Raw genomic sequence first — 22,956 nt, 5'->3', positions numbered from 1 at the left:
ACCTCAATACAGCGAGCCGGCGTTGACCACCGGTTGGGTGCCACGATCAGAACACAACACCGTGAGCAGGTTGCTGACCATGTGCGCCTTGCGCTCTTCGTCCAGCTGCACCACACCATTTTTCTGCAGTTCGGACAGCGCCATTTCGACCATGCCCACCGCACCGGCGACGATGCGCGTGCGTGCGGCGATCACCGCATTGGCCTGCTGCCGCTGCAGCATGGCCTGGGCGATTTCCGGCGCGTAGGCGAGGTGGCTGATACGCGCTTCGATCACATCCACACCGGCCTGGGTCAGGCGCTCGTCCAGATGGCGCTTGAGTTGCTCGCTGATTTCGGCCGGGTGGCTGCGCAGCGAGATCTGATCGTCTTCGTGCTGGTCGTAGGGGTAGCTGGTGGCCATCGCGCGCAGCGCCGCCTCGGACTGGATATGCACGAAGCTTTCGTAATCGTCCACGTTGTAGACCGCTTCGGATGCGTCCAGCACCTGCCACACGATCACGGCGGCAATCTCGATCGGGCTGCCATCCAGTTCGTTGACCTTGAGCCGGCCGCTTTCGAAGTTGCGCACGCGCTGGCTGACGCGACGTTTTGCATAGAAGGGGTTGTTCCAGCGCAGCCCCGGATCCTTGACCGTGCCGACGTACTTGCCGAACAGGCTCAGCACTGCGGCCTGATTCGGCTCCAGCGTGTACAGGCCGGCCAGCATGAAGATGCCCACCGCCACCACCAGCAGCGAAGTGAGAAACCCGCCCGGCGTTGTGGTGGTGGCAGCCATCGAGGTGAGGATGAACCACGCCGCGCCTGCGAACGCCGCGCCGGCGGCGAGGATGACGGGAATGCCCGGCAGTGAGCTGATCGGCTTCTCTTTCATGAGTCAGGTGTCCTTGGGGAGTGGAAAAAAGATATCAAATTGATATCAGTCGACGCAAGGGCTCTGACCGGCGGTCTGGGTGACGGCCCGTTAGAATGGCGGCCCCTTCCGATCTGGACCGCGCTCATGACTACTCTCGGCACGCCGTTGTCGCCTTCCGCCACCCGCGTGTTGTTGCTGGGTTCGGGCGAGCTGGGCAAGGAAGTGGCGATCGAATTGCAGCGCTTCGGGGTGGAAGTGATCGCTGCCGACCGTTACGCCAATGCGCCGGCGATGCAGGTGGCGCATCGTTCGCACGTGCTGGACATGCTCGACCCGCAGGCACTGCGCGCGCTGATCGCCAAGGAGCAGCCGCATCTGATCGTGCCGGAGATCGAGGCCATCCATACCGAAACGCTGGTCGCGCTGGAGCGCGAGCAAGGGCAGAAGGTCATCCCGACTGCGCGCGCCGCACGCCTGACCATGGACCGCGAAGGCATCCGTCGTCTGGCGGCCGAAACCCTGGGCCTGCCGACCTCGCCGTATCGTTTCGTCGACACGGCTGCCGAGTATCGCGAGGCCATCGCCGCTGTCGGCCTGCCGTGCGTGGTCAAGCCGGTGATGTCGTCCTCGGGCAAGGGCCAGAGCACCTTGCGCAGCGAAGCGGACATCGATGCCGCGTGGGACTACGCGCAGACTGGCGGGCGTGCCGGTGCCGGCCGCTGCATCGTCGAAGGCTTCATCGACTTCGATTACGAGATCACCTTGTTGACCGTGCGGCATGCCGGCGGTACTTCGTTCTGCGATCCGATCGGGCATTGGCAGAAAGATGGCGACTACCGCGAGAGCTGGCAGCCGCAGCCGATGTCGCCGGCCGCGCTGCAGCGCTCGCAGCAGATCGCGCAGGCGATCACCGATGACCTTGGCGGCTGGGGGCTGTTCGGTGTGGAGTTGTTCGTCAAGGGCGACGAGGTGTGGTTCAGCGAAGTCTCGCCGCGCCCGCACGACACCGGCCTGGTCACGCTGGTATCGCAGGAATTAAGCGAATTCGCGCTGCACGCACGCGCCATTCTCGGCCTGCCGGTCGGTGCCGACAACGGTGGCGTGATTCGTCAGAACGGGCCATCGGCATCGTGTGCACTGCTCGCACACGGCCACGGCGTGCCGGCCTTCGATAACGTTGCCGATGCACTGCGCGACCCGGATATCGCACTCCGTTTGTTCGGCAAGCCGCGCGTAGATGGCCATCGCCGTGTCGGTGTCACGCTGGCGCGTGCCGACAGCATCGATGCTGCGCGTGAGAAGGCACGTGTGGCGGCTGAGGCGTTGGCGATCCGGCTGGACGCCTGAGGCGCAATGCGTGTCGGGGCGGGGCTGTAGCGGCAGCAAAGAACCGCTCCTGCTCTGGCGACTCGGGTGGGCGCTCTCGTCACCGACCGCGCTAGCCCGGCATTGACAACCGCCGACCGCATCCCGGCACGTCTTCAACTACTGCGGCACGAGCACCCTCGTGCTCCTGCCGCAGCTGCCGCTGTTCAACGGATCGTCCGCAGGAGAAGCCTGAGTCAGCTCAGAGCCATATGCTTCGAATCCCGAATCCCGAATCCCGAATCCCCAATCACGGCTTCTCAGCCACATCCACCCACACCGCATGATGGTCGCTGCCATCGGCTATCGCCGCTTCCGGCGTGCTGCTCGCGGGCCAGAAGATGCCGCTGCCGATCAGGGTGAACTGGCGCGATGGCAGCACGTAGTCCAGACGCATCGTGCCGGCCTGCGGGCCGAAGTCGCCGGTGACCTGCTGCGGGTCGCCGCTATGCGCGATACCTAGCGCGGCGTACTCGGCGGTTTTTTCCGGGCCGCCGTCGCTGTGCGGGGTGGGGTACTGCAAGACGCGCGGATGCGTGATCAGTGCGCGGATCGCATCGTGGCGGCCGGCGCCATCGACCGGGTCGTTATTGAGATCGCCCAGGATCACAAAGCGTGCGTCGGCCGGCAGACCACCGCAGCGGCCCTGGTCGTCGCATAGCCATGCGGCGTCTTTTGGGTTATCCAGATACTCGCGCCATAGCCGCAGTTCGTCGTGATTGCGGGCGGCGTTGCGCTTTTCGGCACCGTCGAACACCGGCGGTGTGGGATGTGACACCAGCGCGTGCACGACGCCCAGCGGCGTGCGCACCGGCACGTCCCAATGCGATTTGGACGACAGCCGCAGTTGCGCCCAGATCGCATCGCGATAAAACGATTTCTTGCTGGACGGATCGGTCGGGCGCAACGCACCCGGCAACGCGCTCCATTTCAGCAGCTGGAAACTGCGCACCGCCTGCGCATCGATCGGATAGCGCGACAGCACCAGCATGCCGTACTGGCCAGGGTGCAATCCATACCCCCAGGCATCGTTGCCGCGCGAGCGGCCATCGCCACCGACAGTGCCGTTGTTGTCCAGATCCAGCCCACTCGGCACGCCGGTATTCACTGGCGCCAGGTAGCGATACGGATAGCGCAGCGCTTCGCCGCCGCCTGGCTGGGCGACCTGCAGATAGCGCTGCTGGAACAGGTCGGCGGCGCGGTGCTCGGGGTCGAAATCGAACTCGTTGAGCAGCACCAGATCCGGGCGCACCCGCTGCAGCACCGCGGCGATCTTGCGCGCATGCGCGCTGTCGCCCTGCAGTTCGCGCACCAGGCCGCCGGCCTCGTCGGAATACAGCGAGGTGTTGTAGGTCGCGATGCGCAAGTGGGCGGGTTCAGGCGCGGCAGCGGAAGCGCGGGGCGCGGTATCGGAGGAGGGCGCGCGATGCGCGCAAGCAGCGCAGAGCATGGTCAGCGCAAGCAGCAGGATGGGTTTGATCATCGCGACATTCTCGCATGCGGGAGACGACAGGCCGATGTCGTCGTCCGGTGGTTCAACCCGCCGGTGCAGGGGCGGGAAGCCCGCGCCATTGACGGCCGTCGTAAGCTTCCAGCGCGCTGAAGTGGCGCTTGTAATTCATCTTCGCGTGGCCATCGATCCAGTAGCCCAGATACACATGCGCGCGCCGCTCGCGTTGCGCCCACTGGATCTGCTGCAGGATCGCGAAGGTGCCCAGACTGCGCGCGGCGGCATCCGGCGCGTAGAACGTATAGACCGCCGACAAGGCGTGCTCGGTGACATCGGTGACCGCAACGGCGAGCAATCGCCCCGGCGCGTGCGCCACCGCCGGTTCGCGTATCTCAAGAAAGCGCCCATGCGACCAGCCGCCGATCAGGAACTGGTCGAATTCGGTGGCGCCATGTTCGTCCATGCCGCCGCCGGGATGGCGGTGCTTGAGATACTGCCGGTACAACGCAAGTTGTTCGTCGGTGCGCTCGGCGGCGACCACGCGCACCACCAGGTCCTGGTTGCGCGCCAGGCAACGGCGCTGACTGCGATCGTGCCGGAACGCATCCACGGCAATGCGCACCGGCACGCAGGCGCGGCAACGTTCGCAATGCGGCCGGTAGACCAGATCGCCGGAACGCCGGAATCCCCACGCCAATGCCTGCGGATAAATTGCGCCCAGACGCGGATCGTGCGGGTCCAGCACCAGGTCGCGCGCACGCCGATCCGGCCAGTAGCCGCAGGCATGCTCGCCGGTCTGGAACAGGCGCAGGTCGTCGTGGGTGTCGGCGTGGATGGCCATGTACGCAGGATAGCGCCTGCGTGTCGCAACAACGGCGACTGTCCGCCGGATGAATACGACAGGTGGCCGCGTCAACGCGTGTGCCGATCGCTCGTTGATGTGGGTGTTGGTGGCAGCGCACGGTGGATCCGGATGCGCCACCCACGCGATGCGGCCCATGCAGGTGCCGCGTGTGGTTCTCACATCCCAGGAGTTTCTCATGACGTCTCGCAAACCGTTTCTCGCATTGGCCGTGCTGGCCGCCCTGTCCACCGGCGCGGTGTTCGCCGCTCCGCCTGCCGCTGGCGATGCGCCGCGTCCTGCCAAGCTCGACAAGAACGGCGATGGCGTGATCGACCGCAGCGAAGCGGCGGCCGATCCGAAGCTGGCTGCGCAGTTCGATACGCTGGACACCAACAAGGACGGCAAGCTGTCGCGCGATGAGCGTCCGCATCATCGGGGCCCGGGTCGTGATGGACGCGACGGGCGCGGCGACTGGCTGAGCAAGCTCGATACCAACAAGGACGGCCGCATCAGTAGCGAAGAAGCCAAGGCCGACCCGAAGTTCGCCGCGCGTTTCGATGAGATGGACGTCAACAAGGACGGCTTTGTCGATCGCGCGGACCGTGAGTTGCGCATGCAGCAGCATCGCGATGCGTGGTTTGCCAAGGCCGATACCGACAAGGACGGCAAGTTGAGCAAGGCCGAGTTCGATGCGGCCTCCAAGCAGCGTGGCGAGCACGGTCCGCGTGGTCCGGGCGAGCATGGCGAGCGTGGTGATCACGGCAAGCGTCCGATGCCGGCCAAGCCCGCTGCGGGCAACTGAGTTCTTCAAGTCGCCAGAGCGTTACCCGGTCGCAGTGCTACGACCGGGGCAGCACTGTCGTCATCTGCAACATGTAAACAGCAACACGTAACAAGGCGCCGATCGACCAACGGCCTCCCGCGCAAGCAGGAGGCCGTTTTTTTGTGGATAGCCTTCTAAGAGCGGCTTACAAAACTACTACGCTCACCGCATGGATGGATCACCTGTAGAGCGGCTGATCTGCGGCTTGGCTGCGGGGCCCTTGCCCGCCCACCATCGCGGGACACGCCGCAAGTACGTCCATGTAGGCTCTTATGCGGCATCCATGCCGCATAAGGTCCCGCGACGGTGGGCGGGCAAGGACCAGTCAAGAGTGTCGGTGTGCACGGTTGCAAGCCGCACGGCGGTCCGATGAGGTGCCGTCCGATCGGCGTCGTTCAAACCGAACAATGTCACTGCCATTCCCGACCTCACTCCACACGTCAACGACGGCGGGTGTGGCCAACACGTTACCGCCATCGATACATCGTTCGAGAGGTTCTGTTAGGCAGTCATCGCTTCAAAGCATTCCCCGCGACATGTAGTGATGTACGACCGGCAGAACCGCTGCGGCGGTGCTGACGAGCACTGCGGTCGGACTGAACAGGCAGCGGTACACCAACGGTGCCCGCACAGCGCCGCGTTTGCGCGCGTCGCGTGCCAGCATCGGCCGCATGACACGCGTCAGCACCACGATGGATTGGTAATTCACCACCAGCATGCCAGTGCATAGCGCCAGCAACGGTGCCCATGCGGTGACATCGAGCCTGTCCAGCAGCAGGGTGCTGCAGCACACCAGCGCAGCGGTCATGGTGCTCATGCGGATGAAGCGACGGATTGCTGCAACCTCGTCAGCGGTCTCGGCAAAGCGAAGCAAGTACCAACACGACCAGTACGTGCCAAGTGCTGCAACCAAGACGCTGCCTGCAGCAAACAACGCTGGCATGCCGAACCAGATGCTCAGTGCGCCCGCTGCACCGCCACCGCTGAGCGCAGAGCCGGTCAAACCACCCATGCCCAGCTTGCCCGCGCCACCGATGCCGCCCAACACAATGGCCGCGCTCGCGGTTCCCGGGGCTGCCAGCATCGTTGCCGAGGTCACCGCAGTGGCAAAGGCCACACTGGGTGCGCTGCCACGCGCGAACGCGCCGAACCGGCGCAGCAGCTCCTCGCGCACGCTGGCCCGTGCCCGCGACAGGCGCTTGCGCACGGCGGCATCGCTGAGGCCGAGCAGCGATGCCACCTGCTGCGAACTCTGGCCTTCTCGGTAATACAGCAGCAGCGTCTCGCGGCTTTCTTCGGGCAATGCGGAAATGATGTCGAGCGCGGCAATTTCTTCTTCCACCTGCAGCAGGTGCTCGGCGGGCGAGGGTGCGGGGTCGGCTGCCATCGAGATGGCGAGGTCGGCTGCTTCACCACTGAGCGCGCGATGACGGTTGGCGCGCAGCCAGTCGCGCGCCAGGTTGCGGGTGATCTGGCGCAGCCATGGCAGGAAGCTGGCCGGTTGGCTGAGTTGTGCCAACCGCTGCCAGGCGCGCAGAAAGGCCTCCTGGGCGATGTCTTCGCTGGCGGCGATATCGCGGGTGATCGCCAGCGCGATGGCGGTCACCGTGTTCTGGCAGGCACGCACGATGCGGCCATAGGCCTGCTGGCAGCCGGCCGCGGCATGCGGCAGTTCGCGTTGCAACATCAGGTCCAGCGTGTCGGTGTGCATCGGCGCAATCCATGTCCTGGTCCCAGCATGACGCATGGGAGCGGCAGATGTGACCGATGCGATGCCGGTTGATGCAGGTGCTGACGTCAGCCGCGCTCAGCGCGCCGGCTGGATCCGCACGCGCACTTCTTCATCCTCTGCCGCCGGTGGTGTCGCGTTGGCAGGCGCCGCTTGCTGCGATGCCGGTTGAGCCACCGGTGCAGGCGCGCTGCGATGGCGCAGCACCACGAACATTGCAACCGCGCCGATCACCAACAGCAGCACCAGACGGATACGCCAGGCCCAGCTGCGCGCGCTGGAACTTGAGCCATTTTCGCCTTCGCGGAAGGTGTATTCCACGTTCGGCAGGTCGCGGCGGGTGGTGTCGAGCAGGCGCGCGTCGCGCAGCAACTCGCGCGCGCGTGGCTGGTCGTCGGCATGCACGATCCACACGGTGGGATAGGTCTGTGCGTTGCTGTGTTCGAGATAGCTGAACTGGCCGGTGCGTTTGCTTTCATAGGAGCGGCCATTGCTCATGCGCACATCGATGCCGGCATCGCGCAACAGGTTGGCGACGCCTTCGGCGGTTTCGATACGTTGACTGCTGAAGATCTTGCGCATGCTTAAAGTGTGCCAGCGATTGCCGAACGCATCGCGCTGCGGGTGCGCGTGTTCGAGACATGGAAGAAGAGTGGCGTGGACGTCGGTCCACAACCGAAAAAGGCGGCAGCAGGCCTGTCTGCGCTCAGCGAAATCTGTTGTTTAGGCACGGGCACGGGCACGGCTAGTCCTTCGCCGGCACGGCAATTGCGCTGCCATCGGGCACCACGCGGATCAAGCCTTCCTGCGTGGTGCTGGCGACCAGCACGCCATCGCGGGTGAAAAACTGCCCGCGCGCCAGGCCGCGCGAGCCCTGCGCAGTAGGGCTGTCGAGCGAGTACAGCAGCCAGTCGTCGGTACGGAACGGGCGATGGAACCACAGCGCATGATCGAGCGAGGCCATCTGCACGTTCGGCGTGTAATAACTGATGCCGTGCGGAAACGTGGAGGTGCCCAGCAGCTGAAAATCCGAGGCATACGCCAGCAAGGCGCGATGCAGGCCGACATCGTCGCCGACCGGGTCGCTCAGGCGTAGCCACATCTGCTGGAACGGCGGGCGCTTGGGTGGTCTGAGTTCGTCGCGCGGAAAGACGTGGCGGAATTCGAACGGGCCGCCACGCGAGAGCCAGCGCTGCACCTTGGCCGGCAGTTTCGCCAGCACTTCCGGTGCCAGCGGCGCAGTGGGTTCGATGTCTTCCGGCGGCGGCACCACCGGCATCACCGACTGATGCTCGGCGCCGTCTTCGTGTTCCTGAAACGACGCTGCGCAGAAAAAGATCACCTTGCCATGCTGGATCGCGGTGACCCGTCGTACCGAGAAACTTCCGCCATCGCGGGTGCGATCGACGTCGTAGACGATCGGGTGATCGATATCCCCGGCGCGCAGAAAGTAGGCGTGCAACGAGTGGGCCTGGCGACCGTTTTCCACCGTGGCCTGCGCGGCGGCCAGCGCCTGCCCCAGCACCTGCCCACCGAACACGTACTTGGTGCCGATGTCGCGGCTTTGGCCGCGAAACAGGTTGTCTTCCAGACGCTCCAGCGACAGCAGGTTGATCAGTTCGGAGACGACGGGTTCGGCAGTGGCGGACAAAGGGCTGGCCTGGGCGTGCGACGGACCGCGATTATACCGGCCGCCCCGTCGCCACCATGCGCAAGGCGCGTGCTCAGGTCTTTTGCAGGCGCGCGACCAGGCCATGCAGCGCCGCCTGCGCATCCGGTGCGTACCAGCCGTCGATGAAACGCTCCAGCTGGATCAGCTCGGGTGCCAGCGCGGCGCGCAGATCGGCGCGGGCGATGGCGCGTGTGGTCAGCATGGGCTGGCGCGGCAGTCGCTGCAGATCCTGCAGCCAGGCAACCGCGCGCGCGGTGACCAGCTCGCCATCGGCCAGCTCGTCGACCAGGCCGATCGTGACCGCCTGTTCGGCCGGCAGCAGCTGGCCGGAGATCAGCAGGCGCTCGGCGCGGTGCGCACCGACCACGCGGCGCAACAGCCGCTGGATGCCTTCGGGCGCGGCCAGGCCCACCTGCACTTCGTTCAAGCCGATCGCATAGGGTTTGGCGGTGTCGGCACTGCGCGCCATCACCCGGTAGTCGCAGCACAGCGCCAACACGCAGCCGCCGGCCGGCGCATGCCCGCCGATGGCCGCTACCACCGGCACGCGGCTGTTGGCCAGCGCTTGCGCAGCGTCGAAGAAGGCCGTCCAGCTGGCCAGCAATGCAGCGCGGTCGGTGCCGTGCGCCAGCAGGTGCGGCACGTCCATGCCACCGGAAAAAATCCGCTCGCTGCCCGACAGCACGATGCCATCGGTCTCATCGCCGGCCTGCTGCACTGCAACGCTCAAGGCCTGGCACAGCGTGCTGTCCAGTGCATTGACCGGCGGGCGGGCCAGACGGATTTCGCGAAGACGGCCATGGTCTAAGATCTGGATGCTCATTCGGGGCTCCTGGAGGTCGGGTCATGATAGACGGCAGTCGAAGCAGGCAGCGCACGTACGCACGCGTGCTGCTCGGTGCGTTGTCGGTGTTGGCAAGTGCAGGCGCCTCGGCGCAGTGCCTGCCTGAATTCAAGGATGGCTGGGTCCGCATTCCACCGCCCGGGGGCATGGGCATGGCGGCGGGGTTCGGGCAATTCCATAACGGCTGCGCGCAGCCGCTGAAGGTCACCGCGGCCAAGAGCAGCGTGTTCGCCGATGTCTCCATTCACGAAACCACGCAAACCAACGGCGTCAGTCGCATGCGTGCGGTGCCCGAGTTGCCGCTGCCTGCCGGCAAGTCGGTGATGCTGGCGCCGGGCGGCCTGCATCTGATGCTGATGGAGGCGAGCGCGCCGCTGCAGGAGGGCGCGCAGGTGCCGGTGACCTTTACCTTGCAGGATGGTCGCGAGATCAAGACCACGCTGGAGGCGCGCAAGCGCGCGCCGGGTTCGTGATCGGGCAGAGCACAGGATGGCAGCACGGATGCTGCGGTGCTGGTGAGTCCATTTGCGCAACGCTACTGATCAGGCGCAATGCCTGATGTGGAAGCCATCCTGCTGCATCAGCTGCGTTTTCCTATCTCGGTAACGATGCTTGCTACATCACGCAGTAGCAAGCATGCCGTTGCTGAAGACGAAAACGGCGGCTCCCGAAAGAGCCGCCGCCAATTACCAACACCGAGAAAACGCAGCGAATGCGCTGATGAAACTCAGTTGCTGGCAGCGCGCACCGCATCCGGTAGCGACGCGCTTTTGCCAGTTTGCGTATCGATCCACACCACGACCACGTTGCCATCCGAATACAGCACGCTCTGGTCTTTCTGGTCGAGGATGCGATGGCCGATGGTGATGCTGCTGCTGCCCAGCCGCTCAACGAACAGTTCCACCAGGATGTCGTTCGGCCACACCAGCGGGCGCTTGTAGTTGACGTTGGTGGCCGCGACCACCGGCGCAATGCGATCGGTCATCGACACACCGTCCACGCCCAGCATCCAGCGCACACGCGCTTCTTCCAGATAGGAAATGTATTTGGCGTTGTTGACATGACCCATGCTGTCCATGTCGCGCCAGCGCACGCTGATCGGGATGCGTGCCAACACCTTGTGCTCTTCGCTCATCAGCTTGCCTTCTTCTTCGCAGTTTTCTTGGTGGCGGATTTGGCGACTTTCGCCACCTTTTCCGGTTTGATCTTGCGTGGCGGTCGCGCATCGGGCTTGTTGGCCATTGCCGCCGGGCGCGTCTCGCGCGCCTTCACCGACGGCAGCATCTTGGCCAGGAATTGCCCGGTGTAGGACGCCTTGTGTGCAGCCACCTCTTCCGGCGTGCCGGAGACCAGGATGCTGCCACCGCGGTGGCCGCCTTCCGGGCCCAGGTCCACGATCCAGTCGGCGGTCTTGATCACGTCCAGGTTGTGTTCGATCACCACCACCGTATTGCCCTCGTCGCGCAGCTTGTGCAGCACGCCGAGCAGCGCTTCGATGTCGTGGAAGTGCAGGCCGGTGGTCGGCTCGTCGAGGATGTACAAGGTGCGTCCGGTATCGCGACGCGATAGCTCCTTCGACAATTTCACGCGCTGCGCTTCACCGCCGGACAGCGTGGTCGCGCTCTGCCCCAGCTTGATGTAACTCAGGCCGACATCGACCAGCGTTTCCAGCTTGCGCGCGATCGACGGCACCGGCTCGAACAGGCGCAGCGCATCTTCCACGGTCATCTGCAACACGTCGCTGATGTTGTAGCCCTTGTAGCGGATCTCCAGCGTCTCGCGGTTGTAGCGCTTGCCGTGGCAGACATCGCAGGGCACATAGACGTCGGGCAGGAAGTGCATCTCCACCTTGATCAGGCCATCGCCCTGGCAGGCTTCGCAGCGCCCGCCACGCACATTGAAGCTGAAACGGCCCGGCGAATACCCGCGCGCGCGCGATTCCGGCACCTGTGCGAACAACTCGCGCAACGGCGTGAACATGCCGGTGTAGGTAGCCGGATTGGAGCGCGGCGTACGCCCGATCGGCGACTGGTCGATATCCACGACCTTGTCGAACAGATCGAGGTTCTCGACCTCGCGATGCGCGGCCACCGGATGCGAGGCGCCGTTGATCTCGTTGGCCGCTAGCGAAAACAGCGTGTCGTTGATCAGCGTGGACTTGCCCGAGCCGGAGACGCCGGTGATACAGGTCAGCAGGCCGGCCGGAATGTCCAGATCGACATTCTTCAGGTTGTTGCCGGTCGCCCCGCGCAGGTGCAGCATCATCTTCGGGTTGGGCTTGTGGCGCTGCTTGGGAATCTCGATGCGGCGCTTGCCCGACAGGTACTGACCGGTCAGCGAGCGCGGCGCATCCAGAATGTCCTGCAGCGTGCCTTGCGCGCAGATTTCGCCGCCGTGCACGCCGGCGCCGGGGCCGATATCCAGCACGTAATCGGCCAGGCGGATCGCGTCTTCGTCATGCTCGACCACGATCACCGTATTGCCCAGATCGCGCAGCCGCGTCAGCGTGCCGAGCAGGCGTTCGTTGTCGCGCTGATGCAGGCCGATCGAGGGCTCGTCCAGCACATACATCACACCGACCAGGCCGGCGCCGATCTGGCTGGCCAGACGAATGCGTTGCGCCTCGCCACCGGACAAGGTGTCAGCCTTGCGCTCCAGGGTCAGGTAATCCAGGCCCACATCGACCAGGAAGCCCAGCCGCTCGCCGATCTCCTTGACGATCTTGCTGGCAATCTCGCCGCGCCAACCCGGCAACGACAAGCCACGGAAAAAGCTCAGCGCCTCGTTGACCGGCAGCACCACCAACTCGGGCAGCGGGCGGTCGGCGACGAACACGTTGCGCGCGGCACGATTCAGACGCGTGCCGTTACACGCAGGGCAGGGCTGCTGGCTGACGTACTTGGTCAGCTCCTCGCGCACCGCCGGCGATTCGGTCTCGCGGTAGCGCCGTTCCAGGTTCGGCAAAATGCCTTCGAAACGGTGCTTGCGCGTGGTGCGCCCGCCCGCATCGGTGAAGTAGGTGAAGCTGATCACCTCATCGCCGCTGCCGAACAGCACTGCCTGGCGCACCTTGGCCGGCAGCGAGTTCCACACTGCGTCCACGTCGAACTTGTAGTGCTTGGCGAGCGAGGCGATCAGCTGGAAATAATAGGCATTGCGCCGATCCCAACCACGCACCGCACCGGCCGATAGCGACAGTTCCGGATGCACCACGACACGATCGGGGTCGAAGAATTCGGCCACGCCCAGGCCATCGCAACTCGGGCAGGCGCCCACCGGTGCGTTGAACGAAAACAGCCGCGGTTCCAGCTCGGGCAGCGAGTAATCGCAGACCGGGCAGCTGTACTTGGACGAGAATAGATGCGGCGCGGCGGCCGCATCGTCCAGCGACTGCACTGCGACCATGCCTTCGCCAAGCTTGAGCGCGGTCTCGAAACTTTCCGCCAGCCGCTGCTTGATGTCTTCGCGCGGACGAAAGCGGTCGATCACCGCTTCGATGGTGTGCTTCTGGCGCAGCGCCAAGGCCGGCACTGCATCGATCTCGTACAACTCGCCGTCCACGCGCACGCGCACGAAGCCCTGCGCACGCAGTTGCTCGAACACCTGCGCATGCTCGCCCTTGCGGTCGCGGATCACTGGCGCCAGCAGCATGTAGCGCTGCTCCTGGTCCTGGTTGAGCATGTGGTCGACCATCTGGCTGACCGTCTGCGCCTCCAGCGGGAAGCCGTGGTCCGGGCAGCGTGGCTGGCCGACGCGTGCGTACAGCAGACGCAGGTAGTCATAGATCTCGGTGATCGTGCCAACCGTGGAGCGCGGGTTGTGCGAGGTCGATTTTTGTTCGATCGAAATCGCCGGGGACAGACCTTCGATATGGTCCAGGTCCGGCTTTTCCATCACGCTGAGGAACTGGCGCGCATACGCCGACAGCGACTCGACGTAGCGGCGCTGGCCCTCCGCATAAATGGTGTCGAACGCCAACGACGACTTGCCCGAGCCGGACAGGCCGGTGATCACGATCAGTTTGTCGCGAGGCAGGTCGAGGTCGATGTTCTTGAGGTTGTGCGTCCGCGCGCCGCGGATGCGGATGAAATCCATCGCCATGGGGGATCCGATGTCGGGCCGGCGAACCGGCGGTGGTGCGAGCGTGCTCAGCAGGAATGAGTGGCAGTCGATCAGCCTACCCGCCGACCTAGGTGAGGGCAATTGCCCGAAATGCCAGTCTGACCGGAGCGCTGTGGCGGCCGGATGATGCGTTGCATGGAGCCGGATCGATGTCGCCTGCGGCAGGTCGACGTGCCGCCGATCGGAAACCGGCCGGCGCCCGGCTTGCGGGTTGACCCAAAACCCGATAGGCCAGTACAATCCCGCTCCTGTCTGCCCTAGGGCACGTCAGTGCGACCATAATAACTACAGAGGAAAACCTGGTCATGTACGCAGTTCTGGTAACCGGCGGTAAGCAATACCGCGTCGCGCAGGGCGAAACGCTCCGCGTGGAAAAGCTCGAAGTCGAAGCTGGCGACGAGATCAAGTTCGACACCGTCCTGATGTTGGGCGATAGCGATGGCATCAAGCTGGGCGATGCGCTGAAGGGCGCTTCGGTCACCGCAAAGGTTGTGGCCCATGGCCGCGCCGACAAGGTGCGCATCATCAAGTTCCGTCGCCGCAAGCACCACATGAAGCGTCAGGGACACCGTCAGTACTACACCGAAATCGAGATCACCGGCATTGCCGGTGGCGATAAGAAGTAAGGAGAACCAGTCATGGCACATAAAAAAGGCGTAGGTTCCTCGCGCAATGGTCGCGATTCCAACCCGAAGTACCTGGGTGTGAAGATCTTCGGTGGTCAGGCCATCGATGCCGGCAACATCATCGTGCGTCAGCGCGGCACCCAGTTCCACCCGGGTAGCGGCGTCGGCCTCGGCCGTGACCACACCCTGTTCGCCCTGGTGAACGGCAAGGTGGAGTTCTCGGTCAAGGGTGCGAAGAAGCGTCGTACCGTCAGCGTGGTTGTCGAGGCGTAATCGCCCGCTCCATGCAGGCCAGTCCGCCAGGCACCGATGCCTGACGGACGAGACGGAAAGCCCCGCTTTTGCGGGGTTTTTCGTTTGACGGCCGGGAGTGGGGATTCGGGAGTTGGGATTCGCAACGGCGGATTTCGATAGTCCCGATACCGTCGCTTCCTGCTGTTTCCGCGGCCGCCAAGCGGCGTCCTGCGGTGGTGTTACCAATCCCAAATTACGAATCCCAAATCTCATGAAGTTAGTCGACGAAGCGGAAATCCTGGTCAGTGCCGGCAATGGCGGCAATGGCTGTGTCGGCTTTCGCCGCGAGAAGTTCATCCCGCTCGGTGGGCCGGATGGTGGTGATGGCGGCAGTGGCGGCAGCGTGTGGATCGTGGCCGACGAGAACGTCAACACGCTGGTCGACTTCCGGCATGAGCGCACCTTCAAGGCGCAGCGCGGCGAGAATGGCATGGGCCGTCAGGCCTACGGCAAGGGCGGCGAAGACCGCATCATCGTGGTGCCGGTCGGCACCGTCGTGATGAATGTGCAGACCGATGAAATCATCGGCGACCTGACCCAGAACGGCGATCGTCTGCTGGTGGCCAAGGGCGGCAAGGGCGGCCTGGGCAACATGCATTTCAAGAGCTCGATCAATCGCGCCCCGCGCCAGTCCACCACCGGCGAAGAGGGCGAGGAGCGTCTGCTCAAGCTGGAGTTGAAGCTGCTGGCCGACGTCGGCCTGCTGGGCTTCCCCAATGCCGGCAAGAGCACGTTGATCCGAGCGGTGTCTTCGGCAACGCCGAAGGTGGCCGATTACCCGTTTACGACCCTGTATCCGAATCTGGGCGTGGTCAGTGTCGAGGCCTATCGCAGCTTCGTCATCGCCGACGTGCCGGGCCTGATCGAGGGCGCGGCCGATGGTGCGGGGCTAGGCACGCAGTTCCTGCGCCATCTGCAGCGCACGCGTTTGCTGCTGCACCTCGTAGACATCTCGCCCATGGAAGGTGGTGTGGATGGTGTGTCGCCGGCCGATCAGGTGCGCACCCTCGAGCGCGAGCTGGAGCGGCACGATCCGGAGTTGCTAGCCAAGCCGCGTTGGCTGGTGCTCAACAAGGCCGACTTGATGTTCGAGGACGAGGCGCGTACGGCGGCAGAGGCGATCGTGGCCGAACTTGGCTGGACCTCGCCGTGGTATCTGGTCTCGGCGTTGGGCCGCGATGGCACCTTCCCGATCATGAAGGACATCATGGCGTTCTTCGACCGTCAGCGTGAGGACGAGCTCGAGGCGCGCAATGCCGGCTGAGTGCATTCGCAGGCACACAAAAAACCCGGCCAAGGCCGGGTTTTTCTGTTCCACCGAAAGCCAGGCTTCCGGTAGTGCCGAAACCGATCGCTTACGCGGCCTTGATGGCCTTGATGCGAGCGGTCAGACGGCTCTTGTGACGCGCAGCCTTGTTCTTGTGAATCAGGCCACGGGCGCTGAAACGGTCGAGGATGGGCTGAGCAACGGCGAAAGCAGCTTCGGCGCCTGCAGCATCGTTGGCGTCAAGGGCCTTGATCACCTTCTTGACGGCGGTGCGCAGCATCGAACGCTGGCCCGTGTTGCGCTCATTGCGCACGACGGTCTGCTTGGCGCGCTTCTTGGCGGACTTGATATTGGCCACGGTGGTGGGTTCCTGAAAAATCGGTATGGTGGAAAAAGCAAGCGCGAAAGTATGATGGACCTAGTTATGTACGTCAAGTCAGATGTCAAGAGGGAGGCTGCGTGAGCAAGCCCGGTATGTTGAGAGGCCTGCTCTCGTTCAGCAGTATGACCATGGTGTCGCGGGTATTGGGGCTGGTGCGCGACCAGGTCATCACCACCACCTTCGGCACCAATGCGGTGACCGATGCGTTCTGGACGGCCTTCCGGGTCCCCAATTTCCTGCGTCGGCTATTTGCCGAAGGGTCCTTCGCCACCGCCTTCGTGCCGGTGTTCACCGAGGTCAAGGAAACCCTGCCGCATGCCGATCTGCGCGAACTGATGTCGCGCGTGGCCGGTACCCTAGGAGGAGTGCTGCTGCTGGTCACCGCACTGGCGCTGATCTTCGCGCCGCAGTTGGCCACGCTGTTCTCCAGCGGCGTGGACACCGACCCGGCCAAGCATGGCCTGCTGGTGGACCTGTTCCGTCTGACCTTCCCATTCCTGCTGTTCGTCTCGCTGACCGCGCTGGCTGGCGGGGCACTGAATAGCTTCCAGAAGTTCGCCATGCCGGCGCTGACCCCGGTGATCCTCAACCTGTGCATGATCGCCGGCGCCGTGTGGCTGGCGCCGAAGCTGGGCGGCACTCCGGAAAAGCAGATCCTCGCGCTGGGCTGGGCGGTGCTGGCGGCAGGCATGCTGCAGTTGCTGTTCCAGCTGCCTTCGCTGAAAGGCATCAACCTGCTGACCCTGCCGCGCTGGGGCTGGCAACATCCAGGCGTGCGCAAGGTGCTGACCCTGATGGTGCCGACCCTGTTCGGCTCATCGATCGCGCAGATCAACCTGCTGCTGGACACCGTCATCGCCGCCAGGCTGACCGATGGCTCGCAGTCGTGGCTGTCGCTGGCCGACCGGTTCCTGGAGCTGCCGCTGGGTGTATTCGGGGTGGCGCTGGGCACGGTGATCCTGCCGGCGCTGGCGCGCCATCACGTCAAGACCGACCGCAGCGCGTTTTCCGGTGCGCTGGATTGGGGCTTCCGCACCACGTTGTTGATCTCAGTGCCGGCAATGCTCGGCTTGCTGCTGCTGGCCGAGCCGCTGGTGGCGACGTTGTTCCAGTACGGCCAGTTCACCGCCTTCGATACGCGGATGACCGCGATGTCGGTCTACGGCCTGAGCTTCGGCCTGCCGGCCTACGCCATGCTCAAGGTGCTGCTGCCGGCGTTCTACGCCCGTCAGGACACCCGCACGCCGGTGCGCGCGGGCGTGGCGGCGCTGATCGCCAACATGGTATTCAACTTCGCGCTGCTGGCGGTGGTCTACCAGATCATGGTGCCGCCCGAGCTCAAGGCGCAGGGCGTGATGCAGGCGCTGGGCAAGCAGCCGGGCCTGCATCTGGCGCTGGGGATTGCCAGTGCGTTGTCGAGTTATCTCAACCTGGGCTTGCTGTGGTACTGGTTGGGCAAGTCCGGCGTGTACCAGCGGCGGCCGGGCTGGGGCGGCTATGCACTGCGCCTGCTGCTGGCATGTGCGGCGATGGTGGTGGTGCTGTTGGGCCTGCTGTGGTGGTTGCCCTCGTTCACCGTGATGGATAAATGGGATCGCATCGGCTGGCTGGCAGTGCTGGTCGGCAGCGGTGGGGCGACCTATCTGGTGGCGCAGCTGGCATTGGGGCTGCGGCCGCGGCATCTGCGCGAAGGGTAAGAGACTTGCGGATCTAGCCGAGCGCGCTGCAGGGCCGCCTGTGCTGTGCGGAGTTCTGACTTCGCGCAGCTGGAATGCGCGTTGCGATCAGCCAAGCGCTGCCCTGCTGGGTACTCGCCCATGCGGGTTGACAGGCACGGCTATACTTGCAGGTTATGTATCAGTGAGGGTCGGCCCGCAGGCCGGCATCTGTTTGGATCGAGGAATGAGCAGGCTGTTTAGAGACGTCGAGGGCGGGACGCTGTTCCCGCACGGAAGCGTGGTCTGCATCGGCGCCTTCGATGGCCTGCATCTGGGGCATCGGGCATTGGTGCAGCACGCGGTCGAACGCGCGCGCGCGCTGGGCGTGCCGGCAGTGGCAGTGAGCTTCGAGCCGTTGCCGCGCGAATTTTTTGCTCCGGCAGCGCCGCCGCCGCGGTTGACGCTGGCCCGCGCCAAGATCGAAGGTCTGTACGGCCTGGGCGCCGACAGCGTGGGCATGATTCGTTTCGACGGCCGCTTGGCGGCAATGAGCGCCGAGGATTTCGTACGGCTGGCATTGGTTGGCCGGTTGTGCGCCAAAGAGGTGTGGATCGGCCCGGAGTTCCGCTTCGGCCATCGGCGTGGCGGTGATATCGGCCTGCTGCGCGCGCTCGGTGAGCAGTACGGCTTCGCGGCCGGCGAGATCGCCCCGGTGCATCTGCGCGGCGAGCGTATTTCTGCCACGCGCATTCGCGAGCTGCTGGGCACGGGCGAGTTTGCGCATGCCGGCGAACTGCTCGGCCGCCCGTATGCCATCGGCGGGCGGGTGGTGCGCGGCAAGCAACTCGGCCGCACGCTGGGTTACCCCACTGCCAACTTGCGCTTTCCGCGCACGCCGGCGCTGTCGGGTATCTACGCGACCTGGGTGCATGGTGTGGCCGATCAGCCGTGGCCGTCGGTCTCGAGCTTTGGCACGCGACCGACGGTTGCTGGTGTGGAACCGCTGCTGGAAGCGCATCTGTTCGATTTTCAGGGCGATTTGTACGGCCGCCACATCGAGGTCGAATTCGTCGCCAAGCTGCGCGACGAAGAAAAGTTCGATGGCCTGGAGGCGTTGACCGTGCAGATGCATCGCGATGCCGAGCAGGCGCGTGCGGTACTTAATGCGAGTCCCTCGCAAGAACCCGCACCTCCATGTGCGGACAATAAACATGCGAGCTCCTCGCAAACGTCTGCACATGCAAGTGCAGACGCTTCAGACAACGCAGCGCAACGGTAGAGACCTGTGACCCACGACTACAAAGCCACTCTCCATCTGCCCGCGACGGAATTTCCGATGCGCGGCGACCTGCCCAAGCGCGAGCCGGCGATGCTGGAACGCTGGGAGCGCGAGGGGCTGTATGCGCAACTGCGCGCCAACGCGGCCGGGCGCCCGCTGTTCGTGCTGCACGACGGCCCGCCGTATGCCAACGGTCAGATCCATCTGGGCCATGCGGTCAACAAGATCCTCAAGGACATCATCGTCAAGTCGAAGTATCTGGCTGGCTTCGATGCGCCGTACATCCCGGGCTGGGACTGCCACGGCCTGCCGATCGAGATCGCGATCGAGAAGAAGTACGGCAAGGTCGGCGTCAAGCTGGATGCGGCGCAGTTCCGCCAGAAGTGCCGCGAATACGCCACCGAGCAGATCGATCTGCAGCGGCGCGACTTCAAGCGCCTGGGCGTGATCGGCGATTGGGACAACCCGTACAAGACGCTGGATTTCCGCTTCGAAGCCAATGAAATCCGCGCGCTGGCCAAGGTGGTCGACAACGGCCATCTGACCCGCGGCGTGAAGCCTGTGCACTGGTGCTTCGATTGCGGCTCGGCCTTGGCCGAGGCCGAGATCGAATACGCCGACAAGGTGTCGCCGACGGTGGATATCGCCTATCCGGCGCGCGATCCGGCGGCCGTCGCTGCCGCCTTCGGCGCGAGCCTGCCGGCCGGCGTGGGCGTGGCGGTGCCGATCTGGACCACCACCCCGTGGACGCTGCCGGCTTCGCTGGCGGTGAGCCTGGGCGCGGACCTGGATTACGTGCTGGTCGAAGGCCCGGCCGATCGCGGCCAGCCGCGCTGGTTGGTGATTGCCGAGGCGTTGGCCGGCAAGGCTCTGCTGCGTTATGGCGTGGAAACGGTGGTGGTGCACGGTCATGCCAAGGGCGCGGCGCTGGAACAGATGCTGCTGAACCACCCGTTCTATGCCGAGCGCGAGATTCCGCTGCTGCTGGGCGATCACGTGTCCGCCGAAGACGGTACCGGCGCTGTACATACCGCACCCGGTCATGGTCAGGAGGACTATCAGGTCTCCAAGCAGTATGGGTTGCTGGAGCGCTACGGCGCTGCGCAGATCAATCCGGTGGATGGGCGCGGCGTGTATCTGCCGTCGACGCCGCCGCTAGGCGACACCGTGTTGGCTGGGCTGCATATCTGGAAGGCCAACGACATCATCATCGATGCGTTGCGCGACACCGGCGTGCTGCTGGCCGCCAGCAAGATGGAGCACAGCTATCCGCATTGCTGGCGCCACAAGACGCCGATCGCGTTCCGTGCCACGCCGCAGTGGTTCATCTCGATGGAGCAGGCCAGCCTGCGCGCCGATGCGCTCAAGGCGATCGAAAACGTGCATTGGTATCCGTCCTGGGGCCAGGCGCGTATCGCCGGCATGGTCGATGGGCGTCCGGACTGGACGATTTCGCGCCAGCGCACCTGGGGCGTGCCGATCGCCTTGTTCGTGCATCGCGAAACCGGCGAGCCGCATCCGCGCAGTACCGAGTTGCTGCGCCAGGTGGCCGACCGCGTGGAACTGGGCGGCGTGGACGTGTGGTACACGCTGGACGCGGCCGAACTGCTGGGCGATGAGGCGGCCGATTACGACAAGATCACCGACATCCTGGACGTGTGGTTCGACTCCGGCGTGACCCATGAAACAGTGCTGGTGGATCGCGGCCTGCCCAAGCCGGCCGACCTGTATCTGGAAGGCTCCGATCAGCACCGTGGCTGGTTCCAGTCCTCGCTGCTGACCGGCGTGGCGATGGACAAGGCCGCACCGTACAAGCAGTGCCTGACCCACGGCTTCACCGTGGACGAGCACGGCCGCAAGATGTCCAAGTCGCTGGGCAACGGCATCGAGCCGCAGGACATCATGAAGACCCTGGGCGCGGACATCCTGCGCCTGTGGATCGCCTCGGCCGATTACAGCAACGAGATGTCGCTGTCGCAGGAGATCCTCAAGCGCAACGCCGATGCGTATCGCCGCCTGCGCAATACCGCGCGCTTTCTGCTCGGCAATCTGCATGGATTCGATCCGTTGCAGCATCTGGTGGCGCTGGACGACATGGTGCTGCTGGACCGCTGGATCGTGCATCGCGCGCACGAGCTGCAGGAAAAGATCGCCGCCGCGTATGCGCGCTACGACTTCGCCGAGATCGTGCAGGCGCTGCTGAATTTCTGCAGCGTGGACCTGGGTTCGCTGTATCTGGATGTGACCAAGGACCGTCTGTACACGATGGCCGAGGATGCGCGCGGCCGTCGTTCGGCGCAGAGCGCGATGTATCACGTGGCCGAGGCGTTCGTGCGCTGGATCGCGCCGGTGCTGAGCTTCACTGCCGAAGAACTGTGGGGCTATCTGCCGGGCAAGCACACCGACAACGTGCTGTTCGCCACTTGGTACGACAGCCTGGCGCCACTGCCGGCCGATGCCGCGTTGACCAGTGCCGACTTCGACAAATTGCTGGCCTTGCGCGAGCAGGTGGCCAAGGTGCTGGAGCCGATGCGTGCCAACGGGGCGATCGGTGCGGCGCTGGAAGCGGAGATCACCGTCGCCGCCGATGCGCAGACCGCTGCGCGCTGGCAGCCGCTGGCCGAGGAGCTGCGCTTTTTGTTCATCAGTGGCGATGTGACCGTCACCGCAGCCAGCACCGACGACATCTTCGTCAGCGCGCAGCCGACCACCAAGGCCAAGTGCGTGCGTTGTTGGCACCACCAGGCCAGCGTGGGCAGCGATCCGCGTCACCCGGAACTGTGCAGCCGCTGCGTGAGCAATCTCGAAGGCCCGGGCGAGCTGCGTCGCTGGTTCTGATGCGGGGCATCGACGGCACTACGCGGCGGAAGATTCCGCGGCGTAGTGCCGATGTTTTTCGTAGAACGTGCTGCGCTGGAACGGGCCGCTGCTTTATTTACAGGCTGCTGCGCTGCGCCACACGCTTACGCGGCGCTGACCGCTACGCCTGATGCGTTGTGACGCTTGCTGAAGCTCGCGCTTGCGCCAGAGCGGGGCATGGCAGCTGGCTGAAGCGTCCATGCCATCCTCGCTTGCCTGTCATCCAGCTTTGGTCATCGTTGTTTAGTTTTCGCCATCTCCAACGCCATCCAGGCATCTTCTCCGGCGTCGGAGAAATCACAACCAATTGCGACCTCTCGACATGAGTCAACGCCCCAAACCCTCCGCCCTGATCTGGTTGCTGTTGTCTGCGCTCGTGGTCGGGCTGGACCAGTGGAGCAAGGCCTGGGTGCTGTCCAGCCTGCCCGAGTACACCGCCGTGCCGGTCATCGACGGCTTCTGGAACTGGTACCGCACCTATAACACCGGCGCGGCCTTCAGCTTTCTGAGCGATGCCGGCGGCTGGCAGCTGTGGTTCTTCACCGCGCTGGCGGTGGGCATCAGCGGGCTGCTGGCGTTCTGGCTGTCGCGCACCGCGCGCGGCGAGTGGCGTAGCGCGCTGCCGTATGCGCTGGTGATCGGCGGGGCGATCGGCAACGTGATCGACCGCCTGATGCATGGCCACGTGGTCGATTTCATCCAGTGGTACATCGGCAGCCACACCTGGCCGTCGTTCAATATCGCCGACTCGGCGATCGTGGGCGGCGCCATCGGCATCGCGGTATTCGGTCTGTTCGACAAGTCTGGCAAGCGGGAGTCAGGGATCAAAAATTAGCAATCGAGGCTGAAGTGTTCCTGCGGGCGCACGCCGCCCGGTCCGATTCCTG

General features: G+C 64.7%; 20 protein-coding genes. 10 read left to right on the top strand and 10 right to left on the bottom strand.

The annotated features are described in order from the left end of the window. Positions 1 to 3: 3 nt before the first annotated feature. Positions 4 to 873 (bottom strand): SPFH domain-containing protein, encoded by an 870-nt coding sequence (locus AC1PLU_RS16285; RefSeq protein WP_006450013.1) that lies wholly within the window; start codon positions 871 to 873, stop codon positions 4 to 6. A gap of 126 nt (positions 874 to 999) precedes the next feature. Here AC1PLU_RS16285 and purT point away from each other — a divergent pair, with 126 nt between their 5' ends. Then, positions 1,000 to 2,202 (top strand): formate-dependent phosphoribosylglycinamide formyltransferase, encoded by a 1,203-nt coding sequence (purT, locus tag AC1PLU_RS16280; RefSeq protein WP_481106752.1) that lies wholly within the window; start codon positions 1,000 to 1,002, stop codon positions 2,200 to 2,202. Between the two features lie 268 nt (positions 2,203 to 2,470). Here the strand turns inward: purT and AC1PLU_RS16275 are convergent, their stop codons facing one another. Then, the gene (locus AC1PLU_RS16275; RefSeq protein WP_481106751.1) at positions 2,471 to 3,703 is read right to left on the bottom strand and encodes an endonuclease/exonuclease/phosphatase family protein; all 1,233 of its coding nucleotides are present in this window, start codon (positions 3,701 to 3,703) and stop codon (positions 2,471 to 2,473) included. A gap of 52 nt (positions 3,704 to 3,755) precedes the next feature. Continuing rightward, entirely contained in the window at positions 3,756 to 4,670 is a 915-nt protein-coding gene (locus AC1PLU_RS16270; RefSeq protein ID WP_481108538.1) for an arginyltransferase, read from the bottom strand. Between the two features lie 40 nt (positions 4,671 to 4,710). On the opposite strand from AC1PLU_RS16270, the gene AC1PLU_RS16265 reads away from it, so the two are divergent. Next, positions 4,711 to 5,316: an EF-hand domain-containing protein gene (locus AC1PLU_RS16265; RefSeq protein ID WP_481106750.1), complete on the top strand. Its 606-nt coding sequence runs from the start codon at positions 4,711 to 4,713 to the stop codon at positions 5,314 to 5,316. A gap of 538 nt (positions 5,317 to 5,854) precedes the next feature. Here AC1PLU_RS16265 and AC1PLU_RS16260 read toward each other — a convergent pair. From AC1PLU_RS16260 to AC1PLU_RS16245, 4 genes are all read right to left on the bottom strand, one after another. Then, positions 5,855 to 7,048, bottom strand: coding sequence for an RNA polymerase sigma factor (locus AC1PLU_RS16260; RefSeq protein ID WP_481106749.1), 1,194 nt, complete (start codon positions 7,046 to 7,048; stop codon positions 5,855 to 5,857). A 96-nt stretch (positions 7,049 to 7,144) separates the two neighbouring features. Beyond that, positions 7,145 to 7,648, bottom strand: coding sequence for a putative signal transducing protein (locus tag AC1PLU_RS16255; RefSeq protein WP_154844801.1), 504 nt, complete (start codon positions 7,646 to 7,648; stop codon positions 7,145 to 7,147). A 163-nt stretch (positions 7,649 to 7,811) separates the two neighbouring features. After that, entirely contained in the window at positions 7,812 to 8,717 is a 906-nt protein-coding gene (gene tesB / locus AC1PLU_RS16250; RefSeq protein WP_023903119.1) for an acyl-CoA thioesterase II, read from the bottom strand. 73 nt (positions 8,718 to 8,790) lie between these two features. Beyond that, positions 8,791 to 9,561 (bottom strand): enoyl-CoA hydratase/isomerase family protein, encoded by a 771-nt coding sequence (locus AC1PLU_RS16245; protein ID WP_481094858.1) that lies wholly within the window; start codon positions 9,559 to 9,561, stop codon positions 8,791 to 8,793. A 65-nt stretch (positions 9,562 to 9,626) separates the two neighbouring features. On the opposite strand from AC1PLU_RS16245, the gene AC1PLU_RS16240 reads away from it, so the two are divergent. Next, complete coding sequence (locus tag AC1PLU_RS16240; RefSeq protein WP_481108537.1) at positions 9,627 to 10,055, top strand: copper chaperone PCu(A)C; 429 nt, start codon at positions 9,627 to 9,629, stop codon at positions 10,053 to 10,055. 254 nt (positions 10,056 to 10,309) lie between these two features. Here AC1PLU_RS16240 and AC1PLU_RS16235 read toward each other — a convergent pair whose 3' ends face one another. Then, positions 10,310 to 10,717: an acyl-CoA thioesterase gene (locus AC1PLU_RS16235; protein ID WP_481094857.1), complete on the bottom strand. Its 408-nt coding sequence runs from the start codon at positions 10,715 to 10,717 to the stop codon at positions 10,310 to 10,312. Beyond that, positions 10,717 to 13,683, bottom strand: coding sequence for an excinuclease ABC subunit UvrA (uvrA, locus tag AC1PLU_RS16230; RefSeq protein ID WP_481094856.1), 2,967 nt, complete (start codon positions 13,681 to 13,683; stop codon positions 10,717 to 10,719). The genes AC1PLU_RS16235 and uvrA overlap by 1 nt, the downstream gene beginning before the upstream one ends. Positions 13,684 to 14,009: 326 nt before the next feature. Here uvrA and rplU point away from each other — a divergent pair, with 326 nt between their 5' ends. The 3 genes from rplU to obgE all read left to right on the top strand — a co-directional run bounded on the left by rplU (position 14,010) and on the right by obgE (position 15,888). Continuing rightward, on the top strand, positions 14,010 to 14,330 hold the full coding sequence (rplU, locus tag AC1PLU_RS16225; protein WP_006450001.1) for a 50S ribosomal protein L21: 321 nt from the start codon (positions 14,010 to 14,012) through the stop codon (positions 14,328 to 14,330). Between the two features lie 12 nt (positions 14,331 to 14,342). Next, complete coding sequence (gene rpmA / locus AC1PLU_RS16220) at positions 14,343 to 14,603, top strand: 50S ribosomal protein L27 (protein WP_006450000.1); 261 nt, start codon at positions 14,343 to 14,345, stop codon at positions 14,601 to 14,603. Between the two features lie 232 nt (positions 14,604 to 14,835). Beyond that, a complete protein-coding gene (gene obgE, locus AC1PLU_RS16215) occupies positions 14,836 to 15,888 on the top strand; it encodes a GTPase ObgE (RefSeq protein WP_006449999.1) in 1,053 nt (350 codons plus the stop codon). Between the two features lie 91 nt (positions 15,889 to 15,979). On the opposite strand, the gene rpsT is transcribed toward obgE, so the two are convergent. After that, positions 15,980 to 16,249: a 30S ribosomal protein S20 gene (rpsT, locus tag AC1PLU_RS16210; RefSeq protein WP_002807888.1), complete on the bottom strand. Its 270-nt coding sequence runs from the start codon at positions 16,247 to 16,249 to the stop codon at positions 15,980 to 15,982. A 116-nt stretch (positions 16,250 to 16,365) separates the two neighbouring features. On the opposite strand from rpsT, the gene murJ reads away from it, so the two are divergent. The 4 genes from murJ to lspA all read left to right on the top strand — a co-directional run bounded on the left by murJ (position 16,366) and on the right by lspA (position 22,904). Further along, positions 16,366 to 17,970 carry a murein biosynthesis integral membrane protein MurJ gene (gene murJ, locus AC1PLU_RS16205; RefSeq protein ID WP_481108536.1) on the top strand — a complete coding sequence of 535 codons (1,605 nt, stop codon included), beginning with the start codon at positions 16,366 to 16,368 and terminating at the stop codon, positions 17,968 to 17,970. Positions 17,971 to 18,175: 205 nt separating this feature from the next. Continuing rightward, positions 18,176 to 19,210 (top strand): bifunctional riboflavin kinase/FAD synthetase, encoded by a 1,035-nt coding sequence (locus AC1PLU_RS16200; protein WP_481094855.1) that lies wholly within the window; start codon positions 18,176 to 18,178, stop codon positions 19,208 to 19,210. A 6-nt stretch (positions 19,211 to 19,216) separates the two neighbouring features. Further along, positions 19,217 to 22,048 (top strand): isoleucine--tRNA ligase, encoded by a 2,832-nt coding sequence (gene ileS / locus AC1PLU_RS16195; RefSeq protein WP_481106748.1) that lies wholly within the window; start codon positions 19,217 to 19,219, stop codon positions 22,046 to 22,048. Between the two features lie 343 nt (positions 22,049 to 22,391). Continuing rightward, positions 22,392 to 22,904 (top strand): signal peptidase II, encoded by a 513-nt coding sequence (gene lspA / locus AC1PLU_RS16190; protein WP_006450190.1) that lies wholly within the window; start codon positions 22,392 to 22,394, stop codon positions 22,902 to 22,904. The last annotated feature ends 52 nt before the right edge of the window (positions 22,905 to 22,956 follow it).

The sequence above is a fragment of the Xanthomonas sp. NCPPB 2933 genome, assembly GCF_056725225.1.
This window is presented reverse-complemented; position numbering and strand designations above follow the sequence as displayed.